This is a genomic window from Ideonella sp. (genome assembly GCF_036277275.1).
GTDB lineage: Bacteria > Pseudomonadota > Gammaproteobacteria > Burkholderiales > Burkholderiaceae_C > Ideonella.
Genome location: NZ_DASUNH010000016.1, coordinates 18,965 through 39,288, shown reverse-complemented (window position 1 = coordinate 39,288; position 20,324 = coordinate 18,965). Strand labels below are relative to the sequence as shown.

The window sequence follows — 20,324 nt, the reverse complement described above, 5'->3', positions numbered from 1 at the left end:
CGCAACAGCCAACAACGCGCGCACCATCCTCTCATTTCGGACTATCGGCAGCGAGGCCGCACACTGAAGGGGTAAAAGAAAAGCCGCTGGAACAGCGGCTTTTCTTGGGCGCCCCGACCTCGGGCAATACCAGGAACGTTCAGCGGAACTTGGCGTGCGACACGGTCTTCAGCTCGCCCGGCAGGCCTGACAGGAACTTCGCAATCTGCTCGACCTCGCTGTCCTTCAGCGGCTTGGCCATCGCGCCCATCGTCGCGTTGGCGCGGCCGACCATGTGCTTGCCTTCGGTCTGGTAGGCGCGCAACGACACCGTCAGGTAGTCGGCGTACTGACCCGCCAGGCGCGGGTTGGCCGGGTCGGTGGTGTTGTTGAAGTTGGTGCCGTGGCAGGTCACGCAGACAGCCAGACGCTCCTTCAGGTGGGCCGGAATCTCGGCCTGGGCCGGCGCCGTGGCGGCGGCATCCTTGCCGTCGGCTTCGTAATAAGCGGCCAGGTCGGCGATGTCCTGGTCGGTCAGCGAGCCTGCGATGGCGCGCATCGACGGGTGCAGGCGATCGCCCTTGCGATAGCCCTCGAGTGCGGCCGCGATGTACTTGCCGCTCTGGCCCGAGATCTTCGGCACCCGGTAGATCTGCGGGAAGCTGGCCTGGTAACCCTCGATGCCGTGGCAGCCGATGCACATGGCATTCTTCTTCTCGCCGGCCTTGGCGTCGCCCTTGACGCCTTGCGCCTGGGCCAGGGTGGCGGTGGCGACGAGGGCCACGCAGAGGGTAATTGCCTTGATGTTCTTCATCGCCTGAGTCGAGGTCATTCGAGCGGATCAAGGATTATAGGGGCGCGCCTATACTGTTCCGGCCACCCCCACCCTCCCCGGCGCACCCGCCATCTTTCCCATGAAATTCGAAGGCACCGACAAGTACGTCGCCACCCCGGACCTGATGCTGGCGGTCAACGCCGCGATGACGCTCAAGCGCCCACTGCTGGTCAAGGGCGAGCCGGGCACCGGCAAGACCATGCTGGCCGAAGAAGCGGCCTCGGCGCTGGGGCTGCCACTGCTGGAATGGCATATCAAGAGCACCACCAAAGCGCACCAGGGCCTGTACGAGTACGACGCGGTCAGTCGCCTGCGCGACAGCCAACTGGGCGACGAGCGCGTCAAGGATATTCACAACTACATCGTCAAGGGCGTGCTGTGGCAGGCCTTCACATCGGACGAGCCGGTGGCATTGCTGATCGACGAGATCGACAAGGCCGACATCGAATTCCCGAACGATCTGTTGCGAGAACTCGACCGGATGGAGTTCCACGTCTACGAGACGCGCAACACCGTGCGGGCCAAGCATCGGCCGCTGGTGTTCATCACCTCGAACAACGAGAAGGAGCTGCCGGACGCATTCTTGCGCCGCTGCTTCTTCCACTACATCAAGTTCCCGGACGCCGAGACGATGGGCAAGATCGTCGATGTGCACTTCCCGAACCTGAAGAAGGACCTGCTGGCCGCCGCGTTGAAGAGTTTTTACGACGTGCGCAACCTGCCGGGGCTGAAGAAGAAGCCGTCGACCTCCGAACTGCTGGACTGGCTGAAGCTGCTGGTGGCCGAGGACATCCCGGTCGAGGCCTTGCGCAGCCAGGACGACAAGGTCTCGCTGCCACCGCTGGTGGGCGCGCTGTTGAAGAACGAGCAGGACGTGACGTTGTTCGAGAAGCTGGTGTTCATGCAGCGAAATAATCGTTGACCCCCACGCCCCCTTCCGGGGGCGCTACCTTGCAGGCCGCGCCGGGCCAGAGGCCCGGCCCCTTGCCAGCCACGAACAGTCCTCAGGACTGTTCATGTCCGGGCAAGGCCCCCCGAGGGGGCTCGCGCAGCGGACCGGCAAAGCCGGATCCGCGCACGCCACTTGGAGGGGGCGGCGCTGCGCGCGCCCCGTCAAGCCACTTTGCGATTGACATGATCAACGTTCAACCGGTCACACTCGAGCGCGCTCCTGTACGTCTCGTTCCACTCGCTCTCGAACATGAAGAAGGGCTAAAGGCCGCTGCGGCCGATGGTGAGTTGTGGAACTTGCGCATCACCTCGGTGCCGGAGCCGGCGCAGACGCGCAGCTACATCGAGCAGGCGCTGTCGCACCGAGAAGCGGGACATCGCTTCCCGTTTGCAGTGCTCGATTCGGCCACCGGCCGGGTGCTGGGCTGCACCAGCTACCACGACATCGTGCCGGCGCTCGACCGGCTGGAGATAGGCTGGACCTGGTATGCGCAGAGCGTGCAGCGCAGCGCAGTCAACACCACTGCCAAGTTGCTGTTGCTGCAGCACGCGTTCGACACGCTCGGCACCAAGCTGGTCGGCTGGCGCACCGACAACTACAACTTCGCGTCGCAGCGTGCGATCGAGCGGCTGGGCGCGAAGAAGGACGGCGTGCTGCGCCACCACGCACTGCGCCGCGACGGCACGGTACGCGACACGGTGATGTACAGCCTGGCCGCCGGTGAATGGCCCGAGGTGCGTGCGCACCTGGAGTGGCAGCTGGCACGACCGCGCTGACAAGCCCCGCGCAGGCAACGGCGTCCGGTCGGCGCCGTAATGGGGCGTAATGGCTCGGCAGGCGATTGTTTCCTAGAGTGGCGCACGGCTTTCGATGGCCGCCACTGTTCAAGGAGACTTTCATGCTGCCGTTCCTGTCGAGCATCATTTCCGCTGCCCTGCCCGTCGCCAAAATCGCCGCCCAGGTCTTGCCACAAATCCTGGGAGGCGACGAGAGGTCGCGGCGCGCCGACGCCGATGCCCCCCCGCCCGTGCCACCGATCAGCAACACGTTGATCGACTTCGTCGGCGACGAGCGCCAGCAAAAGGTCTTTGCCGCCAACAACACCACCCGCACGCTGGCCGTCACGTTCCAGAACAACGTTGAAGTCGGCGGGGTCATTGGCGTGCAGAGCGAGACCTTCGAGCTGCCCCCGCGAAACGCGGCCGACGTGACGGCGGACGTCGAGGTCAACTCCGACAGCGGCACCGTCAGTGCCAACTACGCCGACGGTATCAACACCGCTGCCGGCCCGGGCGCGCGCCTGGCCATCCTCTCGCTGCCTTTCGTCTCGGCGCTGGCCTTCAGCGCCTTCGGCGGCAAGATCGGCTTCGAGCGAAGCACGGTCGAGGAAAGCGGCAAGCGCTTCGACCGCTGGACGATCACCAGCGACAGCAACCTGAAGTCGGTGAACTTCGCCTACAAGACCCAGAACGGGCAGGACATCCACTTCAAGGCCGATCTCGAAAAGAGCCTGGTCAGAGGCGGCGTGCGGGCCAACATCTACCAGGTCGATACCGACGCGGTGGGCCTGACGACGGGGATGCTGTCCAACTTCAACGTCACGATGGAAGCTGACGAGGCCAGCTTCGCGGCACTGCTGTCCAAGCGCCAGCTCACCACCTTCGAGAACCTGCCCGGCTACGTCCGCGCGCGCCTTCGCAACGCCTGAACCCAGGCGCCTGCCCTTCTCGCGCTGGAGGCCATTGCCATGCCCATGTATGACGATCTGTACATCCGCGACCTGCTGGGCGAGACGGGCGAATACCCGACGAAGTCAGCCACGCTGATGTACTGCCCCGACATCATCTGCTGGGGCGTCGAGCCGCTGCCCGACGCCCAGACCTTCCTGGCCAAGAACTACGACCAGACCTGGTACCGCAACCCGGTCCGCAAGCAGAAGAACTATGTCTACGTGCGGGCCAAGAACCTGTACCCAGGCCGTCGGGCGGGCCAGGTTCATCTCTACTACGCCCCCGGCGGCACGCTGGCGGACATCCGGTCATGGCGTGACAACCACGTCGGCACTGCGATCCCGGGCCAGGACTTCGTGAAGCTCGACGCGGAGCGCGGCGAAGTGGTGTCCGGCGACACCGCCTTCGTGTGGACGCCGCCTGAATCGCAGGCCCTGGCGCACTACTGCTTCGTCGCACGGCTGAGCACCGAGGATCATCCCAACCCACTGCCGGAAAGCTTTGCCGATTACAACGCCTACCTTCAGTGGGTGGCCGACAACCCGGCCCTGGGCTGGCGCAACATCGATGTCGTCTCGACACAGTCGCCACCGTCTTACCAGGGTGACTTCCTGATGACCAATCTGGAGACGAGGGAGCGGGAGTTCCTCTTCGTTCTCGATGGCGCAAAGCTTCCGAAAGACACCCTGATGCAGATGTTCTGTGCCGCCTCCGGGCCCAACCCGCCGGTGGACAGCAGCGGCCATGCGACCGGGCGCGATCGCAGCCAGATCACGGCCACGGCCTTTCTGCCAGCCAACTTCTCGGCCAACTTCACCACGACGATCACGCTGCCGTCAGGTCACAGCTGGACTCCAGCGATGAGCGTGCGCATCGAACAGTACGCCATCACGAACGAGCGCGACGGCGCCTTTCTGCGCGCGCTGTCGCGGCCCATCCACGAGATCGCAGCCCATGATGTGTCCAGCCCTGTGCCCCGACATGGCACGGCCGCTCGCCTCGGCTCCTTCACGGTGCAGTTCACGGACCAGGGCTGACAGGCGGCACCAGAAAGAAGGTGCCTACAGCCCCAGCTCTTTCAGGATCGCCTCGCGCAGCGCCTGCGCCTCGGGGCTGCCCAGCCGCCGCGGGTGCGGCAAGGTGACCTCGAAGCTGGCCTGGATCGTCGTCGGGCGCGGCGACAGCACCAGCACGCGGTCGGCCATGTAGACCGCCTCTTCGACGTCGTGCGTGATCAGCAGCACCGTGTGGCGCTCTTCTTCGAGGATGCGCAGCAGCTCGTTGCGCATGCGCAGGTTCATCAGCGCATCAAGCGCCGAGAACGGCTCGTCCAGGTACAGGATCTCGGGTTTGACGATGAAGGCGCGCGCCAGTTCGACACGCTTGAGCATGCCGCCCGACAGCTCGTGCGGGTAGGCTGTCTCGAAGCCCTTCAGCCCGACCATCGCGGCGTAGTGGTCGGCCAGCGCGGCGCGCTCGCTGTGCTCGGCGCCATGGTCCTTGCCGTTGAGGCCGAACATCAGGTTCTGCTGCACCGTCAGCCAGGGAAACACCGACCCATGTTGCGAGATCACGATGCCCTTCGGGCTCGGGCCGGCGAGCGGCATGCCGTCGACCAGAACGCGACCGGAGTCGGGCCGCTCGAAGCCGGCGATCACGTTCATCAGCGTCGACTTGCCACAACCCGACGGACCAACGATCGCGACGAATTCGCCGTCCCCGACCGAGAAGCTGACGCCGCCGATGACGGGCAGATCCCCAAAAAGCTTGTGAACACCGTCAACGACGATCTTCTTGTCATCTGACATAGCGCCACCGCACGGTTTTCAAGCGTTCCAACAGACGGGTCATGCCGTCGAGCAGCAACCCGATCGTGCCGATGATGATCATCGCGGCGATCACCAGGTCGTAGCGGTTGCCGGCGTTGCGCGAGTCCATGATCAGGTAGCCCAGGCCCGAGCGCAGCGCAATCATTTCGGCCGCCACCACCACCAGCCAGGCCACGCCGATGCCGATGCGCATGCCGATGATGATTTCCGGCAGCACCGCCGGGATCACGACCTGGCGGAACAGCACCGTGCGCGAGACGCCGAAGTTCGCAGCCGCGCGCAGGTAGCGCCGGTCGATCGTGTGCACGCCCGAAGTCGTCTGCACGATCAGCGGGAACACCGACGAGATGAAGATCAGGAAGATCGGCGACACCTCGCCGACGCCGAACCACAGGATCGCGACCGGGATCCACGCGATCGGCGAAATCGGCCGCAGCATCTGGAAGATCGGGTTGAAGGTGCGGTAGGCGCCGCCCACCCAGCCCATCCACAACCCGAGCGGGATGCCCACCAGCACCGCCAGGCCGAAGCCAACGCCGACGCGAAACAGCGACGCGGTGATGTGCTCCCACAGCGTGCCGTCCTCAACCAGTTCCAACGCGCCGGTCACCACGGCCCACGGCGTCGGGAAGATCGCGCTCTCGGTCTTCACGACCACCGCCCACCAGACGGCCACGACAAGGGCCAGCACCGCCAATGGCGGCCAGACCTTGCCCAACCGGGCGCCCCAACCGCCCCAACCAGGCCGGCTGCTCGTTGTCGTTGCGCTCAACGCGCCCTCCTTCTTGCACTCTTGGGTTTCATCGCCTCATCCTTGGGCCCAGCGGCGCCAGCGCCACTGCAGCGTCTGCCAGCCCGGCGCCGGTGTCGGCGCCACCACGACGCTCATCTGCCCGCTCGCATGCGCGGTGCAGGCAAAGCTGTAGGTCGAGGCCACTTCGAACGGCAGCCGAAAACTCTGGCCCGGCATGATCAAGACCGGACCGAACTGCTGCGGCACCTCGTCGTGGTTGCGCAGCAGCAGCGTGTCGTTCAATGCCAGCGTCAGCTCGATGCGATCAGGCAGGATCTCGACCTTGTCGCCGGCCATGCGGCGCGCCCAGGTGCCCTTCGGAATCTCGAACAGCTCGTCGCGCGATTCGAGCGCAATCGGCGCGAACGCAGCCCAGCCCAGCCCCGCGAGCAGGCCGAGCGTGAACAGGCCGGCGGCCCACCGGGCGAAGCGGCGCACCCTCACCTCGAGGCCAACAGCAGCTTGAGGTCGTGGACGAAATCCTTCGCCCCGTGGCCATAGGGCATCATCGCGCGCAGCCGGCCAGCGCGGTCGACCAGGTAGACCGAACTCGAATGGTTCATGCCATAACCGCCGCCGGGCGTGGTCACCTTCTGCGCGGCCACGCCATAGCCTTTGCGAACGGCGGCCAGCGCCTCGGGGCTGCCGGTGCCACCGATGAAGGTGGGGTCGAAGGCGCCCAGGTATTGGCGGATGCGGTTGACGTCGTCGCGCTCGGGATCAACCGTCACATAGACCACCTGCACCGCCGCGGCGTCGGCGCCCATGGCCTTGCGGGCCTCGGCCAAGGTGGCGAGCGTCGTCGGGCAGACCTCGGGGCAGTTCGTAAAACCGAACACCAGCAGCACCAGCTTGCCGCGAAACCGACTGAGCTTCAGTTCGGCCCCGTCGGAGCCGCGCAGCGAGAACTCGGGTGCCGCCTGCGGTGGCTCGAACACACCGGCCTTCAGTGCCTGGCCGGTGGCGGCCAGCGTGGATGCCCACGCGACCGCCAGCGCCAGCGCGCAGCCGCGCAGCAACCGGCCCCGGGTCACAGCACGATGGCGGCCGCCTTGGCCGCCTTGGCAAAACTCTCGTCCACGTACTTCTCGTAGGCCACCGGCGCCTTCAGTGTGCCTGCCTCGAGCGAAAGTTGCATCAATTCGTCGAACTCCGTGCGGATCATCCGCAGGTCGCCGTAGGTCACGCGGTCGGTCGGATTTTCCATCACGAAGCGCAGGATGTTCGGGTCCTGGTTGAAGAACTTGCGGCCTGCCGCGATCGCCACCGCCTTGTCGCGGTTGCCCTGCTGCTGGTCGAGCCATTGGCCGGCCCCGAGCACGTGGTTGACCAGGTCCTGCACCAGCGCGCGGTCGTTGCGGATGAGCTCTTCACGCACCGTCAGCACGCAGCAGATGTAGTTGCGCCACTCGTCGCGTGTCATGCGCAGCGGTGTCGCGTAGCCGGCGCGCTGGGCCGCCGCGCCGAACGGTTCGCCCGTGCAGTAGGCATCGACGGCCTTCGCGTACAGCGCGGCCGGCATGTCCGGCGGCGGCATCTCGACGATCTGGATGTCCTTCGGCGTCATGCCCTCGCGGGCCAGCATCTTGCGCAGGAACAGGAAGTCGACCGCAAACCGGCTGGGGATCGCGATGCGCTTGCCGGTCAGATCCTTGAACTTCTTGTACGGCGAATCGGTGCGCACCATGATGACCGCGCCCGAGCGGTGCCCCAGCGAAACGATCTTGACCGGGATCTTCTTGTCGGCGAGGTCCATCACCAGCGGCGCCAGCATGTAGGCCGCCTGGATGCTGCCGGTCATCAGCGATTCCTTGATCTCTGGCCAGCCGTTGTACTTGCTGTACTCGAAGCGGGTGCCGGGCGCGGCACTCGCCGCACGGGCAGAGCAGGCCACCGGCAGCGTCAGGTTGCAGGTCACCGGCAGGCCGCCCACCTGCAGGGCAGAGGCCGCCTGCGCCGGCCAGACGGGCCAGGCAGCCGCGGCCGCGGCTCCGCGCAACAGCTGGCGGCGGCGCAGGCCGTCGCTCGATCTCGGGATAGGCGGTTCATGGGGCATGGCAGCGCTTTCGGCAGCAGGACCCCATTGTCACCCCGTGGCCGAAGCCACACGGCCGCGGCAGCCCGCGCGTCATACTCGCGGGCTGGCGGTTCACCAATCCGTCACAACCTGCTCACCCGGAGCCCGCATGGCCAAGAAGAAGTTCAACATCGATGCATTGTGGAAAGTCGAGCGTCTGGGCGCGCCCAGCCTGAGCCCGGACGGTGCCCAGGCGGTCTGCTCGCTCGCCCGCTACGACATGACCGAGAACAAGAGCCACACCTCGCTGTGGCTGCTGTCCACCCTCGGCGGCCGGCCCCGGGCGCTGACCCACGCCGGCGAAAAAGACAGCCAACCGCGCTTTTCGCCCCATGGCGACCTGATCGGCTTCATCGCCAAGCGTGAGCAGGAAGGCCAGAAGGATGAGGAGCCGCAGTTCTATGTGATCCCGCCGGATGGCGGCGAGGCACGCCGCATCGGCCAGGTGGCCACCGGTGTCGACGCTTTCCGCTGGTTTCCCGACGGCAAGCGCGTCGCACTGGTGTCCTGGGTCTGGCCGAACCTGCGCGGCGCGGCGGCACAGGCCAAGGCGCACAAGGCCTTCAAGGCACGCAAGGAAACCGGCTACGCGACCAGCGAAGCGACCTACCGCTACTGGGACCACTTCATCCCGCAGGACCGCGTGCCGCACCTGCTGGTGCTGGACCTGACGACCGGCAAGACCACCGACCTGTTCGAAGGCACGGCCTACGAACTGAGCCGCGCCGACCCCGATGCCGAAGCCTTCGACATTTCGCCCGACGGCCGGCGCATCGTCTTCGCGCAGGACCCGTCGCCCATCAAGCCGGTCGATGCGCGCATGGCGCTGACCGAGCTGGACCTGCGCACCCGCCGCTTCACCGACATCGCCCGCGACCCCGAATGGGACTTCGGCCACCCCCGCTACAGCCCTGACGGCGATCGCGTCGCGTTCACCGCCTCGCACCAGGAGCGCAAGCACACGATGCCGCGTCAGCTGGCGGTCTGCCCGCGCAACGGCGGCCGTTGGGAGGTGGTCAGCGCCGAGTGGGACCACGAAGTCAACGCACCGCTGCGCTGGGAAGAAGACGGCCAGGCGCTGCTGTTCGTCGCCGAGCAGCGCGGCCGCTCGCACCTGTGGCGCTTCGATCTGGCCGATCGCCGGGCCGAGGTGATCGTCGCAGGCGGCACACTGGCCGCCTTCGACAAGGCCGCCGGGACGTTGGTGACGCTGGCCGACACGGCCGACCACCCCGCGCAGCTGACCGCCCACCTGCCGGGCGAGGAACCGCGCCGGATCGAAACCTTCAACGACACGCTGCTGGGCGGCTTCGCCTTCGGCACGCACGAAGAACGCTGGATCACCGGCGCTTTGGGCGACAAGGTGCAGATGTGGGTGTTCTACCCGCCCGGCTTCGACAAGAAAAAGAAATACCCGGTGCTGCACACGATCCACGGCGGGCCGCACACGGCGCCCGGTGACCACTGGCACTACCGCTGGAACTACAAGCTGTTCGCCTCGCAAGGTTACGTGGTGGTCAATGTGAACTACCACGGCTCGTCGAGCTTCGGCCACGTATTCCTCGACTCGATCACCCACCGCTGGGGCGAGCTGGAGCAGCAGGACATCGAGGCCGCCACCGACTGGGTGCTGAAGCAGCCCTGGGCCGACCGCAAGCGCGTGTTCGCCAGCGGTGGCAGCTACGGGGGTTTCATGGTCGCGTGGATGAACGGCCATGTGAAGCCCGGCCGCTACGCCGCCTACATCTGCCACGCCGGCTGCTATGACTGGACGGCGATGTTCGCCGACGATGCCTACTCGTGGCATGCGAAAGAGCTGGGTGCCTGGTACTGGGACGACCTGGCCAAGGTCAACGCGCAAAGCCCGCACGCCTTTGCCGCGGCGATGAAGACGCCGACCTTGGTGATCCACGGCGCGCTCGACTACCGCGTGCCCGACCAGCAGGGCCTGGCCTACTACAACACGCTGAAGGCGCGTGGCGTCGAAGCGCGGCTGCTGTGGTTCCCCGACGAAAACCACTGGATCCTGAAGCCACGCAATTCGAAGCTCTGGCACGAAGAGTTCTTCGGCTGGCTGGCTGCGCACGACCCGGGGCCGCGCGCAGTGGGAAAGCGTTCGGAGGCCGCGGCCGTGGCCGAGCAGGCCATGGCACGCGCCGCAAACGCAAGCGTCAAGCCGCGCGCCAAGACACCGCGGCGCTCCTGAGCATTGCCGGCATGGGCTGAACGGCGAAGCGAACCCTGGACCTGAAGCTCATCGAGGACCTGGGCCGGCGTGACGGTGATGCGCCTGGCCCGCCACCACGGTGCCTGACCACGACTCCCCGGGGCCGCGGTTCAACAGGCACGGCTGTGAAGCTCGGAGGCGGCCTCGCCGGCGGTTTCGTAGATGTGTGGCGAGAGCTTGCGCCGGCCCAACGCCTCGCCGAGCTTGGCGCGCATGAACGAGCTCGTGGTGAAGCGCGTGACGCCGAGGTAGTAGCGTTCGACGACATCACGCACCATCTCGGCATAGTCGTCCTCGACATCGCGGGCCAACTCGAAGCCTTCGTAGTTGACGATGACGTAGACCTTGTGCGCCAGCGGCTCGCAGATGTCACGCACTGTCTGCCGGATGGCTGCGATGGTCTGCACCGTCCTGACCTCCAACTTCTCGAAGTTCAGGAACAGGATGTTCTGCGCTGCGTCGTAGCTGAAGCGATTGGCCAAGGGCAGGCGCAACAGGTCCTCGCGCAAGCCCATCGGCTCGTCGTGGAACAGGCGTGGGTCCATGGTCCGAAGCTCGTGCACGATCGGCTGGAAGGCCATGCGGTCGAGGATGTCGCGCTGCAGGTCGATGCCCGGCGCGATTTCGGTCAGCAGCATGCCTTCGCGCGTCAGCTCGAAGACGCAGCGCTCGGTGATGTAGAGCACCATTTGCCCGCGCTGCACCGCGTAGGCGCCGGAGAAAGTGCGGTGTTCCACCTCGTCGACGAACTTCGGCATCGTGCCGTCGAGCCCGATGCGCAGCGCGCCGCCGGCGATCGTCAACTGCTGCTCGCCGGCCGAGAAGGTGCCGACAAAGACCACCTTCTTCGCGTTCTGGCTGATGTTGATGAAGCCGCCGGCGCCCGCCAGCCGCGGCCCGAATTTCGAGACATTCAGGTTGCCTTGCCGGTCGGCCTGGGCCAACCCGAGGAACGCGATGTCCAGCCCACCGCCGTCGTAGAAATCGAATTGGTAGGGCTGGTCGATGACGGCCTGCGGATTGACCGCCGCGCCGAAGTTCAGCCCGCCAGCGGGAACGCCGCCGATCACGCCGGGCTCGGCGGTCAGCGTCATCAGATCCAGCACCTTTTCTTCGTTGGCGACACTGGCCACGCCTTCGGGCATGCCGATGCCCAGGTTCACGACGCTGTTGGGCCGCAGCTCCATCGCCGCGCGGCGTGCGATGACCTTGCGCGCGTTCATGGCCATCGGCGTGATCGAGCCGGCCGGCACGCGCATTTCGCCAGCAAAAGCCGCGCTGTAGGCCGTGGCGAAAGTCTGCTGGTGGTTGTCGGCTTCGGCGACGACGATGCAGTCGACCAGGATGCCGGGGATCTTGACCTGCCGCGGATTCAGCGCGTGGCGGTCGGCGATACGCTCGACCTGCACGATCACCAGCCCGCCGGAGTTGCGCGCGGCCATCGCGATCGACAGCACCTCCAGCGTCAGCGCCTCGCGCTCCATCGTGATGTTGCCGTCAGGGTCGGCGGTGGTGCCGCGCACGATCGCGACATTGATCGGAAAGGCCTTGTAGAACAGGTACTCCTGGCCGCCGATCGTCATCAGCTCGACCAGCTCGTCGGTCGTGCGCTCGTTGAGCTTGCCGCCGCCGAAACGCGGATCGACGAAGGTGCCCAGGCCGACGCGGCTCAAATGGCCGGGCTTGCCGGCCGCGATGTCGCGGAACAGGTGCGTGATGACGCCCTGCGGCAGGTTGTAGGCCTCGATCTGGTTGCCCACCGCCAGCTGCTGCAGCTTGGGCACCAGCCCCCAGTGGCCACCGATCACCCGCTTGACCAGCCCGGCGTGGGCCAATCGGTTCAGCCCGCGCTGCTTGCCGTCGCCCTGGCCGGCGGCATAGACCAGCGTCAGGTTGCGCGGCTTGCCGACGTTGGGCAGTTCATCCTCGCGGGCCAGGAACAGATCCTCCAGCGCGATGGCCACCTGCTCGGCGAAGCCGATGCCGACGAAGCCGCCGGTGGCGACGGTGTCGCCATCGCGGATCAGCCGCACGGCTTCGCGCGCCGACACCACTTTGCCGTTGCCGCGCAACTGGACCGCGGGCACCACCGGCGGTCTGGTCGTACCAGGCGTCTGTGCGTTCACAGGATTCCCCTCCCCACGGCGCGCTGCGGGATTCGCGCCTGGATTCGCGGCTTTTTCGCAGAGCCGATCTTGCTTCTCACGGCCGTTCCCGTGCGACTACTGGGCAGTCCAGCCACCGTCGACGCTGAGCGTCGTGCCGCGTATCTGGTCGGCATCGGGCGAGCACAGGAAGGCGGCGATGCCGCCGATCTGCTCCGGCGTTACGAACGCCTTCGAGGGCTGTTTGTCGGCCAGCAGCCGCATGCGCGCCTCGCCTTCGGAGATGCCTTCGCGCGCGGCCCGGTCGTTGATCTGCTTTTGCACCAGCGGCGTCAGCACCCAGCCGGGGCAGATGGCATTGCAAGTGACGCCGCTGTGCGCGGTTTCCAGTGCGACGACCTTGGTCAGGCCGACCACGCCGTGCTTGGCAGCGACATAGGCCGATTTCGTCGCCGACGCGACCAGCCCATGCGCCGACGCGATATTGATGATGCGGCCCCAATTGCGGCTGCGCATGTGCGGCATTGCGGCCTTGATCGCGTAGAAGTTCGACGACAGGTTGACCGCCAGGATCTGCTCCCATTTGTCGTCGGGGAAATCTCTAACCGTTGCGGTGTGCTGGATGCCAGCGTTGTTGACCAGGATGTCGATGCGGCCGAAGGCCTCGACGCATTGCCCCACCATCGCGACGACCTCGGATGCCACCGAAATGTCGGCCGCGCTGTGCACGACCCGCACGCCATGTTCGGCAGCCAGGCCCTGCGTCAGCGCACGGATCTGCGGCGCATCGCCGAAGCCGTTCAACAGGATGTCGGCACCTTGCGCGGCCAGCGCGTTCGCGATGCCGAGACCGATGCCGCTGGTCGAGCCGGTCACCACGGCAGTCTTGCCTTTGAGCATGTATTCCTCCTTGGGAGTTATGAAAGCAGGGGAGCAGGAAAAAGCGGGCAGGTCGCCGTCAGACGATGCCGAACAGGTAGCAAGCTTGATGAAGCCGACCACCTTCTCCACGACCACGCCGGACAACATCGCCGGCACGGCCGCCGGATCGAGAAAACCCGTAGGGACCCCTCCTGTGAACACAGGCGTCATCGCACGGAGCGTGCCGACATGGGCCATGCGGGCCGGACTCGAGGGAAAACCCAGCGCGGCGACGCGGGTTGCGGCGGATTCGGCCCGGTTGCAGCCCGCGGCGGGGGCTGCAAGGTGCCTTCAGCCGGGCGTGCCGAGCGATCGCGGGCGGGTGTCAGTGCTTGGGTGTTGTCTGCCGCGCCAGGCAGTTGTCTGCCGGGGCGTACGGCGCTTCAGTTGCGCCGGACCGGTGGCGCAGCGTCGGCCGTATCGCGGGTGCCCAGCCCGAGGTGCGCGATCTTCTCGTAGAACGTGGCGCGCGAAATACCCAGCAACTGCGCGGCGTTCGACTTGTTGCCGCGGGCGGCCACCAGCGCGCCCTGGATCGCCGTGCGCTCGGCATCGGCCACCGCCTGGGCCAGCGACAGCGCCGCACCGGCACTCGGCCCGCTCGGGCTGTTCAGTGTCGGCAGCACCTGCTGGAAGTCGGTGGCTTCGAGCCGGCGCGAGTCGCTGAGCATCACTGCTTTCTCGATGACGTTGCGCAGCTCGCGGATGTTGCCGGGCCAGTGGTAGGTGCCCAGCACCGACAGCGCCTCTTCCGTCAGCTCGCGCTGCGGCAGGCCGGTGCGCTCGGCGATCTGCGCCAGGATCAGCTCGCACAGCGCGTCCAGGTCCTGCAGCCGCGAGCGCAGCGGCGGCAGGGTGATGGACAGCACGTTCAGCCGGTAGTAGAGATCGGCGCGGAACTTGCCGGCACGCACCTGTTCCTCCAGGTCCAGGCTGGTGGCCGTGATCACACGCACGTCGACCCGCAGCACGCGGTTCGAGCCCAGCGGTTCCACTTCCTGCTCCTGCAGTACGCGCAGCAGCTTGGCCTGCACGCCCAGCGGCATGTCGCCGACCTCGTCGAGGAACAGCGTGCCACCATCGGCAAGCTTGAACTTTCCGTCGCGGCCGCGCCGGTCGGCACCGGTGTAGGCGCCGGGCGCGGCACCGAAGAATTCCGCCTCCATCAGCGCTTCGGGAATGGCCGCGACATTCAGCGCCACGAAGGGCTTCAGGCTGCGCGGCGAGGCCGCGTGGATGGCATGCGCCAGCAGTTCCTTGCCGGTACCGGTCTCGCCCTGCAGCAGCACCGTGGCCTCGAACTGCGCTGCCCGCCGCGCCTGGCGCTTGAGCTCGACGCAGGCCGGGCTCGAGCCGCAGACACTGGCGAAGGTGTAGCGCGCCTTGCGGCCTTCGGCGACGCGGCGCTGCGCACTCTCAAGCTCGCTTTGCAACTGTTCGAACTTGGCGACCAGCGGCTTCAGGTACTGCACACGGTCGTACAGCACGAAGCCGACGGCGCCGATGATGCGGCCTTCTTCATCGCTCACCGGCATGCGCGTGACGACGAACTGCTCGGCGCCGAATTCCAGGATGTCCAGCAGGATCGGCTCGCCCGTCTGCACCACCTGGCGCATCAGGCTGTTCGGGATAATGTCCTCGACCTCGCGGCCCAGCGCCTCATCGGCCGAGGCCAGGCCGAGCTTCTTTGCATACTTCTCATTGAGCCAGACCACGCGGGCCTGCACGTCGATCGCAATGGCGCCTTCGCACAGCGACTCGAGCCGCGTGAACAGGGTCTGCATCGCGACGCCACGAACCTCGTCGGCGCTCTTGAACATGCGGTCACGCAACTTCATGGACTTGTCTCCAATCACCGTTCGAACGCGGTGACTTTGTCTTGCTTCAGGCTCTGGATATTAGGTCGATTCGAGTCACCGTCGCCCCCGGCATCGAGGCAGACGCGCGGTGCCCGGGAAAGCCAACAGCGCGGTGTCGGCGCCCATCTGCGGCAGCCGCACGTGCAACTGCATGGCCACGCCGTTGTCAGCATCGATCTGCCGCGGCGCGATAAGGGGAGTGCCCCGCTGCCTGTCGCGCCGCTCAATGGCAGCGCGCAGCGCGGATACACCCGCGTGAACACAGGCTTGTCTCCGTCGTGGTTTGTTGCGCCTGACCGGTCACGCGTCAGCGCGAATCCGGGGACGCGCGTTTTCAGTCCCTGCCGGCAGGAGCACGGCTCATGCCATGCACGCGCTGCCGGCCAATCAGCGCGGCCACCGCGGTGGGCCGCCGCGGCGCCGCAGTCGCTGTGTCTGAAACGCCGGACGCGCTTTCCGGAATCCCTGACGGTTCGCCCGCCTCAAGGCACGACCAGCGGCTCGCGCGCCGGCGCGCTCGGCACCAGCTCGCTGTCGAGCGGCATCTCGACGCGGTTGCGACCAGCCGCCTTGGCGCGGTAAAGCGCCACGTCGGCCCGCGCCACCGCCACGTCGGCCGGCTCGGTGACGCCCGGCGGGGCCAGTGTGACGCCGATGCTGATCGTCACCGCCACGTCACTGGTTTCATTGGCGCTGGTTTCGACAGCGTGACGCAGCCGTTCGGCGAGCAGGGCTGCACCGTGCAGCGGCGTCATCGGCGCGAGCACGCAAAACTCCTCGCCCCCCATGCGCGCGACGGTATCGACCTCGCGCGCCGACTGACGCAACACCTGCGCCACCCGGCTCAGCACCTGGTCACCCACCGCATGGCCGTGCAGGTCGTTGACACGCTTGAAGTGATCCACGTCGATCAGCAGCAAGGCCCAGGGGGCGGCCCCTCGCCTCACCCGGGCCTGCTCGGACCCCAGTGCCGACAGCAACGCGCGACGGTTCAACAAACCGGTCAGGCTGTCGTGGCGCGACAAATGCTGCAAGCGCCGCACCAGCCGCATCACGACCAGGTAGACCAGCGACAAGTTGAACAGCGCGACCAAGGCCGTCAGCGCGATCAACGCGACCAGATTCAGCGTCGTCGGCGCCGTCAACAACAGCTCGCCTTCGCCCGGGGTGCGCCAGGCCGAGGTCACGGCCCGCCGGGCGAACAGCAGCGCCGTCAGCAGCATCGGCCCGCCCAGCAACACGCCGGCAAAGCCCCCGAATTCGGCACGGATCGGATGTGCGCCGATCCACAGCCCACGCAGCAACACCCCGGTGATCACGGTCGAGGCCAGCACCGAGCGCAGGTGCGGGCCCAGACCCCCGGCCACGTCGATGGCGCCCACCAGCGCCACCACGCCCAGCGGCAGCGCGTCCGGCCACCACGCCGGTGCCTTGCCGACGAACAGCGCCAACCCGCGGCTGACGCTGATGAAGGACGCCACCAGCGCCAGGTTGGCCACGGCAATCGGCCATACATCGCGCGGGCCGGCCTGCAGCAAACCCGCCAGCGCCGCCACGACACCGAACAGGCTGAAGGCGGCCCAGTGCAACGCTGCCGGGCGCGACAGGCCCAGGTGCGTGCCGGCCAGCCACCAGCCGACGGCCGCCAGCCCCAGGAGAATGCCAAGCACGACGAGCAGGGTTTGGATGGCGTCCATCGATGGGCGACTGGTGTGAGGCTATGGTACGTCCGGCAACGACTCGGCAACGCACAATGTGGCACCATCGTGCCGGCACTCCTGAGGCCCCCAGGGCCGCGTCCGGCCCGCCACCCGCGGGGGCAAGAACTCGGGAGCGGCCCTTCGTTTCTTGAGAGCCCCCCGCGCCCTGCCATGCTGACCAACTTCTTCTTCACACTGCGCGCCGCCAAGTTGCCGGTGTCGGTCAAGGAATACCTGACCCTGCTCGAGGCGCTGAAGGAAGGCGTGATCGGCCCGTCTGTCGACGACTTCTACTACCTCGCCCGCACCACGCTGGTCAAGGACGAAGCGCTGTTCGACAAGTTCGACCGCGCGTTCTCGGCGTACTTCAAGGGCGTCGAGCTGCTGACCGACTTCGGCAAGGAGATTCCGCTCGAGTGGCTGAAGAAGGTGCTGGAGAACGAACTCAGCCCCGAGCAGAAGGCCGCGATCGAGAAGATGGGCTGGGACGAGCTGATGCAGACGCTGAAGAAGCGGCTCGAAGAGCAGAAGGAACGCCACGAGGGTGGCAGCAAGTGGATCGGCACCGCCGGCACCAGCCCGTTCGGCCACGGCGGCTACAACCCGCAGGGCATCCGCATCGGCGGGCCCGGCAAGAACAAGAGCGCAGTCAAGGTCTGGGACCAGCGTGCCTACAAGGACTACGACGACTCGCTCGAACTGGGCACGCGCAACATCAAGGTCGCGCTGCGCCGGCTGCGCCGCTTCGCGCGCGAGGGCTCGGAGCTGGAGCTCGACCTCGACGACACCATCCACTGCACAGCCGCGAACGCCGGCATGCTGGACATCAAGCTCGTGCCCGAGCGCCACAACAAGGTCAAGGTGCTGCTGCTGATGGATGTCGGCGGCACGATGGACGAGCACATCCATCGCGTCGAAGAATTGTTCAGTGCCGCCAAGAGCGAGTTCAAGCACCTCGAGTTTTACTACTTCCACAACTGCGTCTACGACTTCATGTGGAAGAACAACCGACGCCGCTTCAGCGAGAAGTCGGCGACCTGGGACGTGATCCGCAAGTACAACAAGGACTGGCGGCTGATCTTCGTCGGTGACGCAACGATGAGCCCCTACGAGATCCTGCAGCCCGGCGGCAGCGTCGAATACAACAACGAGGAGCCCGGCGCCGAATGGGTGCAGCGGCTCACCCACGCCTTCCCGAAGTACGCCTGGATCAACCCTGAGCCGCAAGGTGTCTGGCAGTACCGGCAGAGCATTTCGATCATGCAGCAGCTGATGCACCAGCGCATGTTCCCGCTCACGCTGGCCGGGCTCGAAGGAGCGATGCGCCTGCTCAGCAAATGAGCGCGGCACGCTGGTTGCCCACCCTCGCGCTGGCCACGCTGATCGTCGGGGCAGCGCCAGCATGTGCGCAAGACGACGCGCCGGCCGGTACCACCCCCCCCTCGGCGGCGCCGGTCTCCGCAGCCGGCGTGCCGCAGCTGGAGGTCGTTGCACCCGGCGACCTGCGCCAGCTGTTGGAGCGCCACCTCGACCTCGCCCGCGCGATCGCGGACCAGCACGCAGCCTTGGCCGCCAGGCCCGATGCCGCGCGTGGTGCCGCACCACAGGCCTCGGCGGCCAGCGCGGCGGACTCCGGCATCGAGATCAGCGATGTCGAATGGTCACGCCTGATCGCTGCGGCGCCCGCTCAGGCCCGCGCGCTGGTGCAGCCCGAGGGCTATTTCATCGCCAAGGCCAAGGTCGAACGCCAGGGCCGTATGGTGCGCCTGACGCTGGAACCCGGCCCGATCGCCCGCGTCGAAAGGCTGGTGATCGACTTCCAAGGCGGCCTCGGCGATGCGCTCGAAAAACAAGACCGGCGCGCCCGCTCGCTGCACGACGAGTTGATCGAGAACTGGGCACTACCGGTAGGTGCGGCGTTTCGCAACCAAGATTGGTCGAGCGCCAAGAGTGCGGTGATCGGGCGGCTGCGTGCCGAGGGCTACGCCGCCGCCACCTGGAGCGGCACCAACGCCGAGGTCATCAGCAGCGACGACCCCGACAGCACCGAGGCGCCAAAGGTGCGCATCTTCGCGGTGGCCGACAGCGGGCCGCTGTTCCGTGCCGGCGGTGGCGCCGAATCGATCGCGGTCACAGGCCTGGCCTTTCACGAGGCCGAGCGCGTGCGTGCGCTGTCAGGCTTCGAAGAGGGCGCCCCACTGACCGAAACCCGCCTGCTCGACTACCAGGAGCGGCTGCTGCGCACGGGCCTGTTCGACCAGGTCGCCGTCAGCCTGGATCCGGATGCGGCGCTGGTCGGCCAGTCGCGTGTGCTGGTTCAGATCAAGGAAGCGCCGCTGCAGAACGCCATCATCGGCCTGGGCTACGGCACCAACACCGGCCCGCGAGCGACGCTCGAATACACCCACCGCCGGGTCTTCGGCTGGGCCGCGACCGCGCGCAACAAGTTCGAGCTGGGCCGCGATCGCAAGGCCTGGGACGGCGAGGTCTCGACCCACCCTAACGCCGAGATGCAGCGTTACCTGGTGGGAGGCACCTACGAACTGCTGAAGACCGACGAAGACCGCGTGATCTCGCAACGCATCCGCCTGGGCCGCGCAGAAGACCTGCCGCGGCGCGAGCGCCTGGCCTTCGTGGAGTTCGAGCGCAGCAACGAATGCAGCTATGCCGACGGCGGCTGCATCGACGCGCTGACGCTGAAAGCCGTGTCGGCCAACCTGCACAACACCTGGCGCCGGCTCGACAACGCGGTGCTGCCCACGCGCGGCGCGACGCTGAACGTGCAGGTCGGTGCCGGCTGGGCGACAGGCCTGGCGCCGACGCTGCCGCCGGAAGACCGCCCCGCCTCGGGGCCCTTCACGCGGCTGTACGGCCGTGCCACCGGCTACCTGCCGCTGCCGAACGGCTTCTTCAGCGAGGCGCGGGTCGAATTGGGCGGCGTGCTGACCAAGCACGAGGTCGTCGTGCCCGACTCGCAGCGCTTTCGCGCCGGCGGCGACGACTCGGTGCGCGGCTACGACTACCGCACGTTGGCGCCGGCCACACCCGAAGGCGGTGTCACCGGCGGCAAGCTGCTGTTCACGGCCAGCGCCGAAATCGCCCGCCCGGTGTCGCGCGACCTGCCGTCGGTCTGGTGGGCCACCTTCATCGACGCCGGCCGCGCCGCCGACAGCGTGAAAGACCTGAAACCGGCGCTGGGCTACGGCGTCGGTGCCCGCTGGCGCAGCCCGGTCGGGCCGCTGAAGCTGGACCTGGCCTACGGGCAGGAACTGAAACAGTGGCGTGTGCACTTGAGCGTCGGCATTGCGTTCTGAAGC

General features: G+C 67.0%; 17 protein-coding genes. 7 read left to right on the top strand and 10 right to left on the bottom strand.

From position 1 onward, the window contains the following. Positions 1–139: 139 nt before the first annotated feature. Positions 140–811, bottom strand: coding sequence for a c-type cytochrome (locus VFY73_RS03315; RefSeq protein ID WP_329716489.1), 672 nt, complete (start codon positions 809–811; stop codon positions 140–142). Positions 812–893: 82 nt separating this feature from the next. Here VFY73_RS03315 and VFY73_RS03310 point away from each other — a divergent pair, with 82 nt between their 5' ends. From VFY73_RS03310 to VFY73_RS03295, 4 genes are all read left to right on the top strand, one after another. Next, a complete protein-coding gene (locus tag VFY73_RS03310) occupies positions 894–1,736 on the top strand; it encodes a MoxR family ATPase (RefSeq protein WP_329716488.1) in 843 nt (280 codons plus the stop codon). 212 nt (positions 1,737–1,948) lie between these two features. Then, positions 1,949–2,542 carry a GNAT family protein gene (locus tag VFY73_RS03305; protein ID WP_329716487.1) on the top strand — a complete coding sequence of 198 codons (594 nt, stop codon included), beginning with the start codon at positions 1,949–1,951 and terminating at the stop codon, positions 2,540–2,542. Positions 2,543–2,664: 122 nt separating this feature from the next. Beyond that, complete coding sequence (locus tag VFY73_RS03300) at positions 2,665–3,474, top strand: hypothetical protein (protein ID WP_329716486.1); 810 nt, start codon at positions 2,665–2,667, stop codon at positions 3,472–3,474. Between the two features lie 39 nt (positions 3,475–3,513). Beyond that, positions 3,514–4,533 carry a hypothetical protein gene (locus VFY73_RS03295; RefSeq protein ID WP_329716485.1) on the top strand — a complete coding sequence of 340 codons (1,020 nt, stop codon included), beginning with the start codon at positions 3,514–3,516 and terminating at the stop codon, positions 4,531–4,533. A gap of 24 nt (positions 4,534–4,557) precedes the next feature. Here VFY73_RS03295 and VFY73_RS03290 read toward each other — a convergent pair whose 3' ends face one another. The 5 genes from VFY73_RS03290 to VFY73_RS03270 are packed head-to-tail and all read right to left on the bottom strand — an operon-like array spanning position 4,558 to position 8,174. Next, positions 4,558–5,304: an ABC transporter ATP-binding protein gene (locus VFY73_RS03290; protein WP_329716484.1), complete on the bottom strand. Its 747-nt coding sequence runs from the start codon at positions 5,302–5,304 to the stop codon at positions 4,558–4,560. Further along, a complete protein-coding gene (locus tag VFY73_RS03285; RefSeq protein WP_329716483.1) occupies positions 5,294–6,097 on the bottom strand; it encodes an ABC transporter permease in 804 nt (267 codons plus the stop codon). Before VFY73_RS03285 ends, VFY73_RS03290 begins: the two co-directional genes overlap by 11 nt. 36 nt (positions 6,098–6,133) lie before the next feature. Next, the gene (locus VFY73_RS03280) at positions 6,134–6,556 is read right to left on the bottom strand and encodes a hypothetical protein (RefSeq protein ID WP_329716482.1); all 423 of its coding nucleotides are present in this window, start codon (positions 6,554–6,556) and stop codon (positions 6,134–6,136) included. A 2-nt stretch (positions 6,557–6,558) separates the two neighbouring features. Beyond that, the gene (locus VFY73_RS03275) at positions 6,559–7,152 is read right to left on the bottom strand and encodes an SCO family protein (RefSeq protein ID WP_329716481.1); all 594 of its coding nucleotides are present in this window, start codon (positions 7,150–7,152) and stop codon (positions 6,559–6,561) included. Further along, positions 7,149–8,174 (bottom strand): ABC transporter substrate-binding protein, encoded by a 1,026-nt coding sequence (locus VFY73_RS03270; RefSeq protein WP_329716480.1) that lies wholly within the window; start codon positions 8,172–8,174, stop codon positions 7,149–7,151. Before VFY73_RS03270 ends, VFY73_RS03275 begins: the two co-directional genes overlap by 4 nt. 130 nt (positions 8,175–8,304) lie before the next feature. Here VFY73_RS03270 and VFY73_RS03265 point away from each other — a divergent pair, with 130 nt between their 5' ends. Then, complete coding sequence (locus VFY73_RS03265; RefSeq protein ID WP_329716479.1) at positions 8,305–10,401, top strand: S9 family peptidase; 2,097 nt, start codon at positions 8,305–8,307, stop codon at positions 10,399–10,401. Between the two features lie 131 nt (positions 10,402–10,532). Here VFY73_RS03265 and VFY73_RS03260 read toward each other — a convergent pair whose 3' ends face one another. From VFY73_RS03260 to VFY73_RS03245, 4 genes are all read right to left on the bottom strand, one after another. Continuing rightward, positions 10,533–12,548 (bottom strand): acyl CoA:acetate/3-ketoacid CoA transferase, encoded by a 2,016-nt coding sequence (locus VFY73_RS03260; RefSeq protein ID WP_414654380.1) that lies wholly within the window; start codon positions 12,546–12,548, stop codon positions 10,533–10,535. A 96-nt stretch (positions 12,549–12,644) separates the two neighbouring features. Beyond that, positions 12,645–13,427 carry a 3-hydroxybutyrate dehydrogenase gene (locus tag VFY73_RS03255; protein WP_329716478.1) on the bottom strand — a complete coding sequence of 261 codons (783 nt, stop codon included), beginning with the start codon at positions 13,425–13,427 and terminating at the stop codon, positions 12,645–12,647. A gap of 404 nt (positions 13,428–13,831) precedes the next feature. Beyond that, positions 13,832–15,286, bottom strand: a complete 1,455-nt coding sequence (locus VFY73_RS03250) for a sigma-54 interaction domain-containing protein (RefSeq protein WP_329716477.1) — start codon at positions 15,284–15,286, stop codon at positions 13,832–13,834. A gap of 503 nt (positions 15,287–15,789) precedes the next feature. Further along, positions 15,790–17,004, bottom strand: coding sequence for a GGDEF domain-containing protein (locus tag VFY73_RS03245; RefSeq protein ID WP_329716476.1), 1,215 nt, complete (start codon positions 17,002–17,004; stop codon positions 15,790–15,792). A gap of 174 nt (positions 17,005–17,178) precedes the next feature. On the opposite strand from VFY73_RS03245, the gene VFY73_RS03240 reads away from it, so the two are divergent. Together VFY73_RS03240 and VFY73_RS03235 are read left to right on the top strand one after the other, a co-directional pair. After that, the gene (locus VFY73_RS03240) at positions 17,179–18,348 is read left to right on the top strand and encodes a hypothetical protein (RefSeq protein ID WP_329716475.1); all 1,170 of its coding nucleotides are present in this window, start codon (positions 17,179–17,181) and stop codon (positions 18,346–18,348) included. Beyond that, complete coding sequence (locus tag VFY73_RS03235) at positions 18,345–20,321, top strand: autotransporter assembly complex protein TamA (RefSeq protein ID WP_329716474.1); 1,977 nt, start codon at positions 18,345–18,347, stop codon at positions 20,319–20,321. Before VFY73_RS03240 ends, VFY73_RS03235 begins: the two co-directional genes overlap by 4 nt. Positions 20,322–20,324 lie beyond the last annotated feature (3 nt).

Coding starts and splice junctions, on each gene's coding strand:
- VFY73_RS03315 (WP_329716489.1), bottom strand. CDS start 811: ATGACCTCGACTCAGGCGATGAAGAACATCAAGGCAATTACCCTCTGC.
- VFY73_RS03310 (WP_329716488.1), top strand. CDS start 894: ATGAAATTCGAAGGCACCGACAAGTACGTCGCCACCCCGGACCTGATG.
- VFY73_RS03305 (WP_329716487.1), top strand. CDS start 1,949: ATGATCAACGTTCAACCGGTCACACTCGAGCGCGCTCCTGTACGTCTC.
- VFY73_RS03300 (WP_329716486.1), top strand. CDS start 2,665: ATGCTGCCGTTCCTGTCGAGCATCATTTCCGCTGCCCTGCCCGTCGCC.
- VFY73_RS03295 (WP_329716485.1), top strand. CDS start 3,514: ATGCCCATGTATGACGATCTGTACATCCGCGACCTGCTGGGCGAGACG.
- VFY73_RS03290 (WP_329716484.1), bottom strand. CDS start 5,304: ATGTCAGATGACAAGAAGATCGTCGTTGACGGTGTTCACAAGCTTTTT.
- VFY73_RS03270 (WP_329716480.1), bottom strand. CDS start 8,174: ATGCCCCATGAACCGCCTATCCCGAGATCGAGCGACGGCCTGCGCCGC.
- VFY73_RS03265 (WP_329716479.1), top strand. CDS start 8,305: ATGGCCAAGAAGAAGTTCAACATCGATGCATTGTGGAAAGTCGAGCGT.
- VFY73_RS03255 (WP_329716478.1), bottom strand. CDS start 13,427: ATGCTCAAAGGCAAGACTGCCGTGGTGACCGGCTCGACCAGCGGCATC.
- VFY73_RS03250 (WP_329716477.1), bottom strand. CDS start 15,286: ATGAAGTTGCGTGACCGCATGTTCAAGAGCGCCGACGAGGTTCGTGGC.
- VFY73_RS03245 (WP_329716476.1), bottom strand. CDS start 17,004: ATGGACGCCATCCAAACCCTGCTCGTCGTGCTTGGCATTCTCCTGGGG.
- VFY73_RS03240 (WP_329716475.1), top strand. CDS start 17,179: ATGCTGACCAACTTCTTCTTCACACTGCGCGCCGCCAAGTTGCCGGTG.
- VFY73_RS03235 (WP_329716474.1), top strand. CDS start 18,345: ATGAGCGCGGCACGCTGGTTGCCCACCCTCGCGCTGGCCACGCTGATC.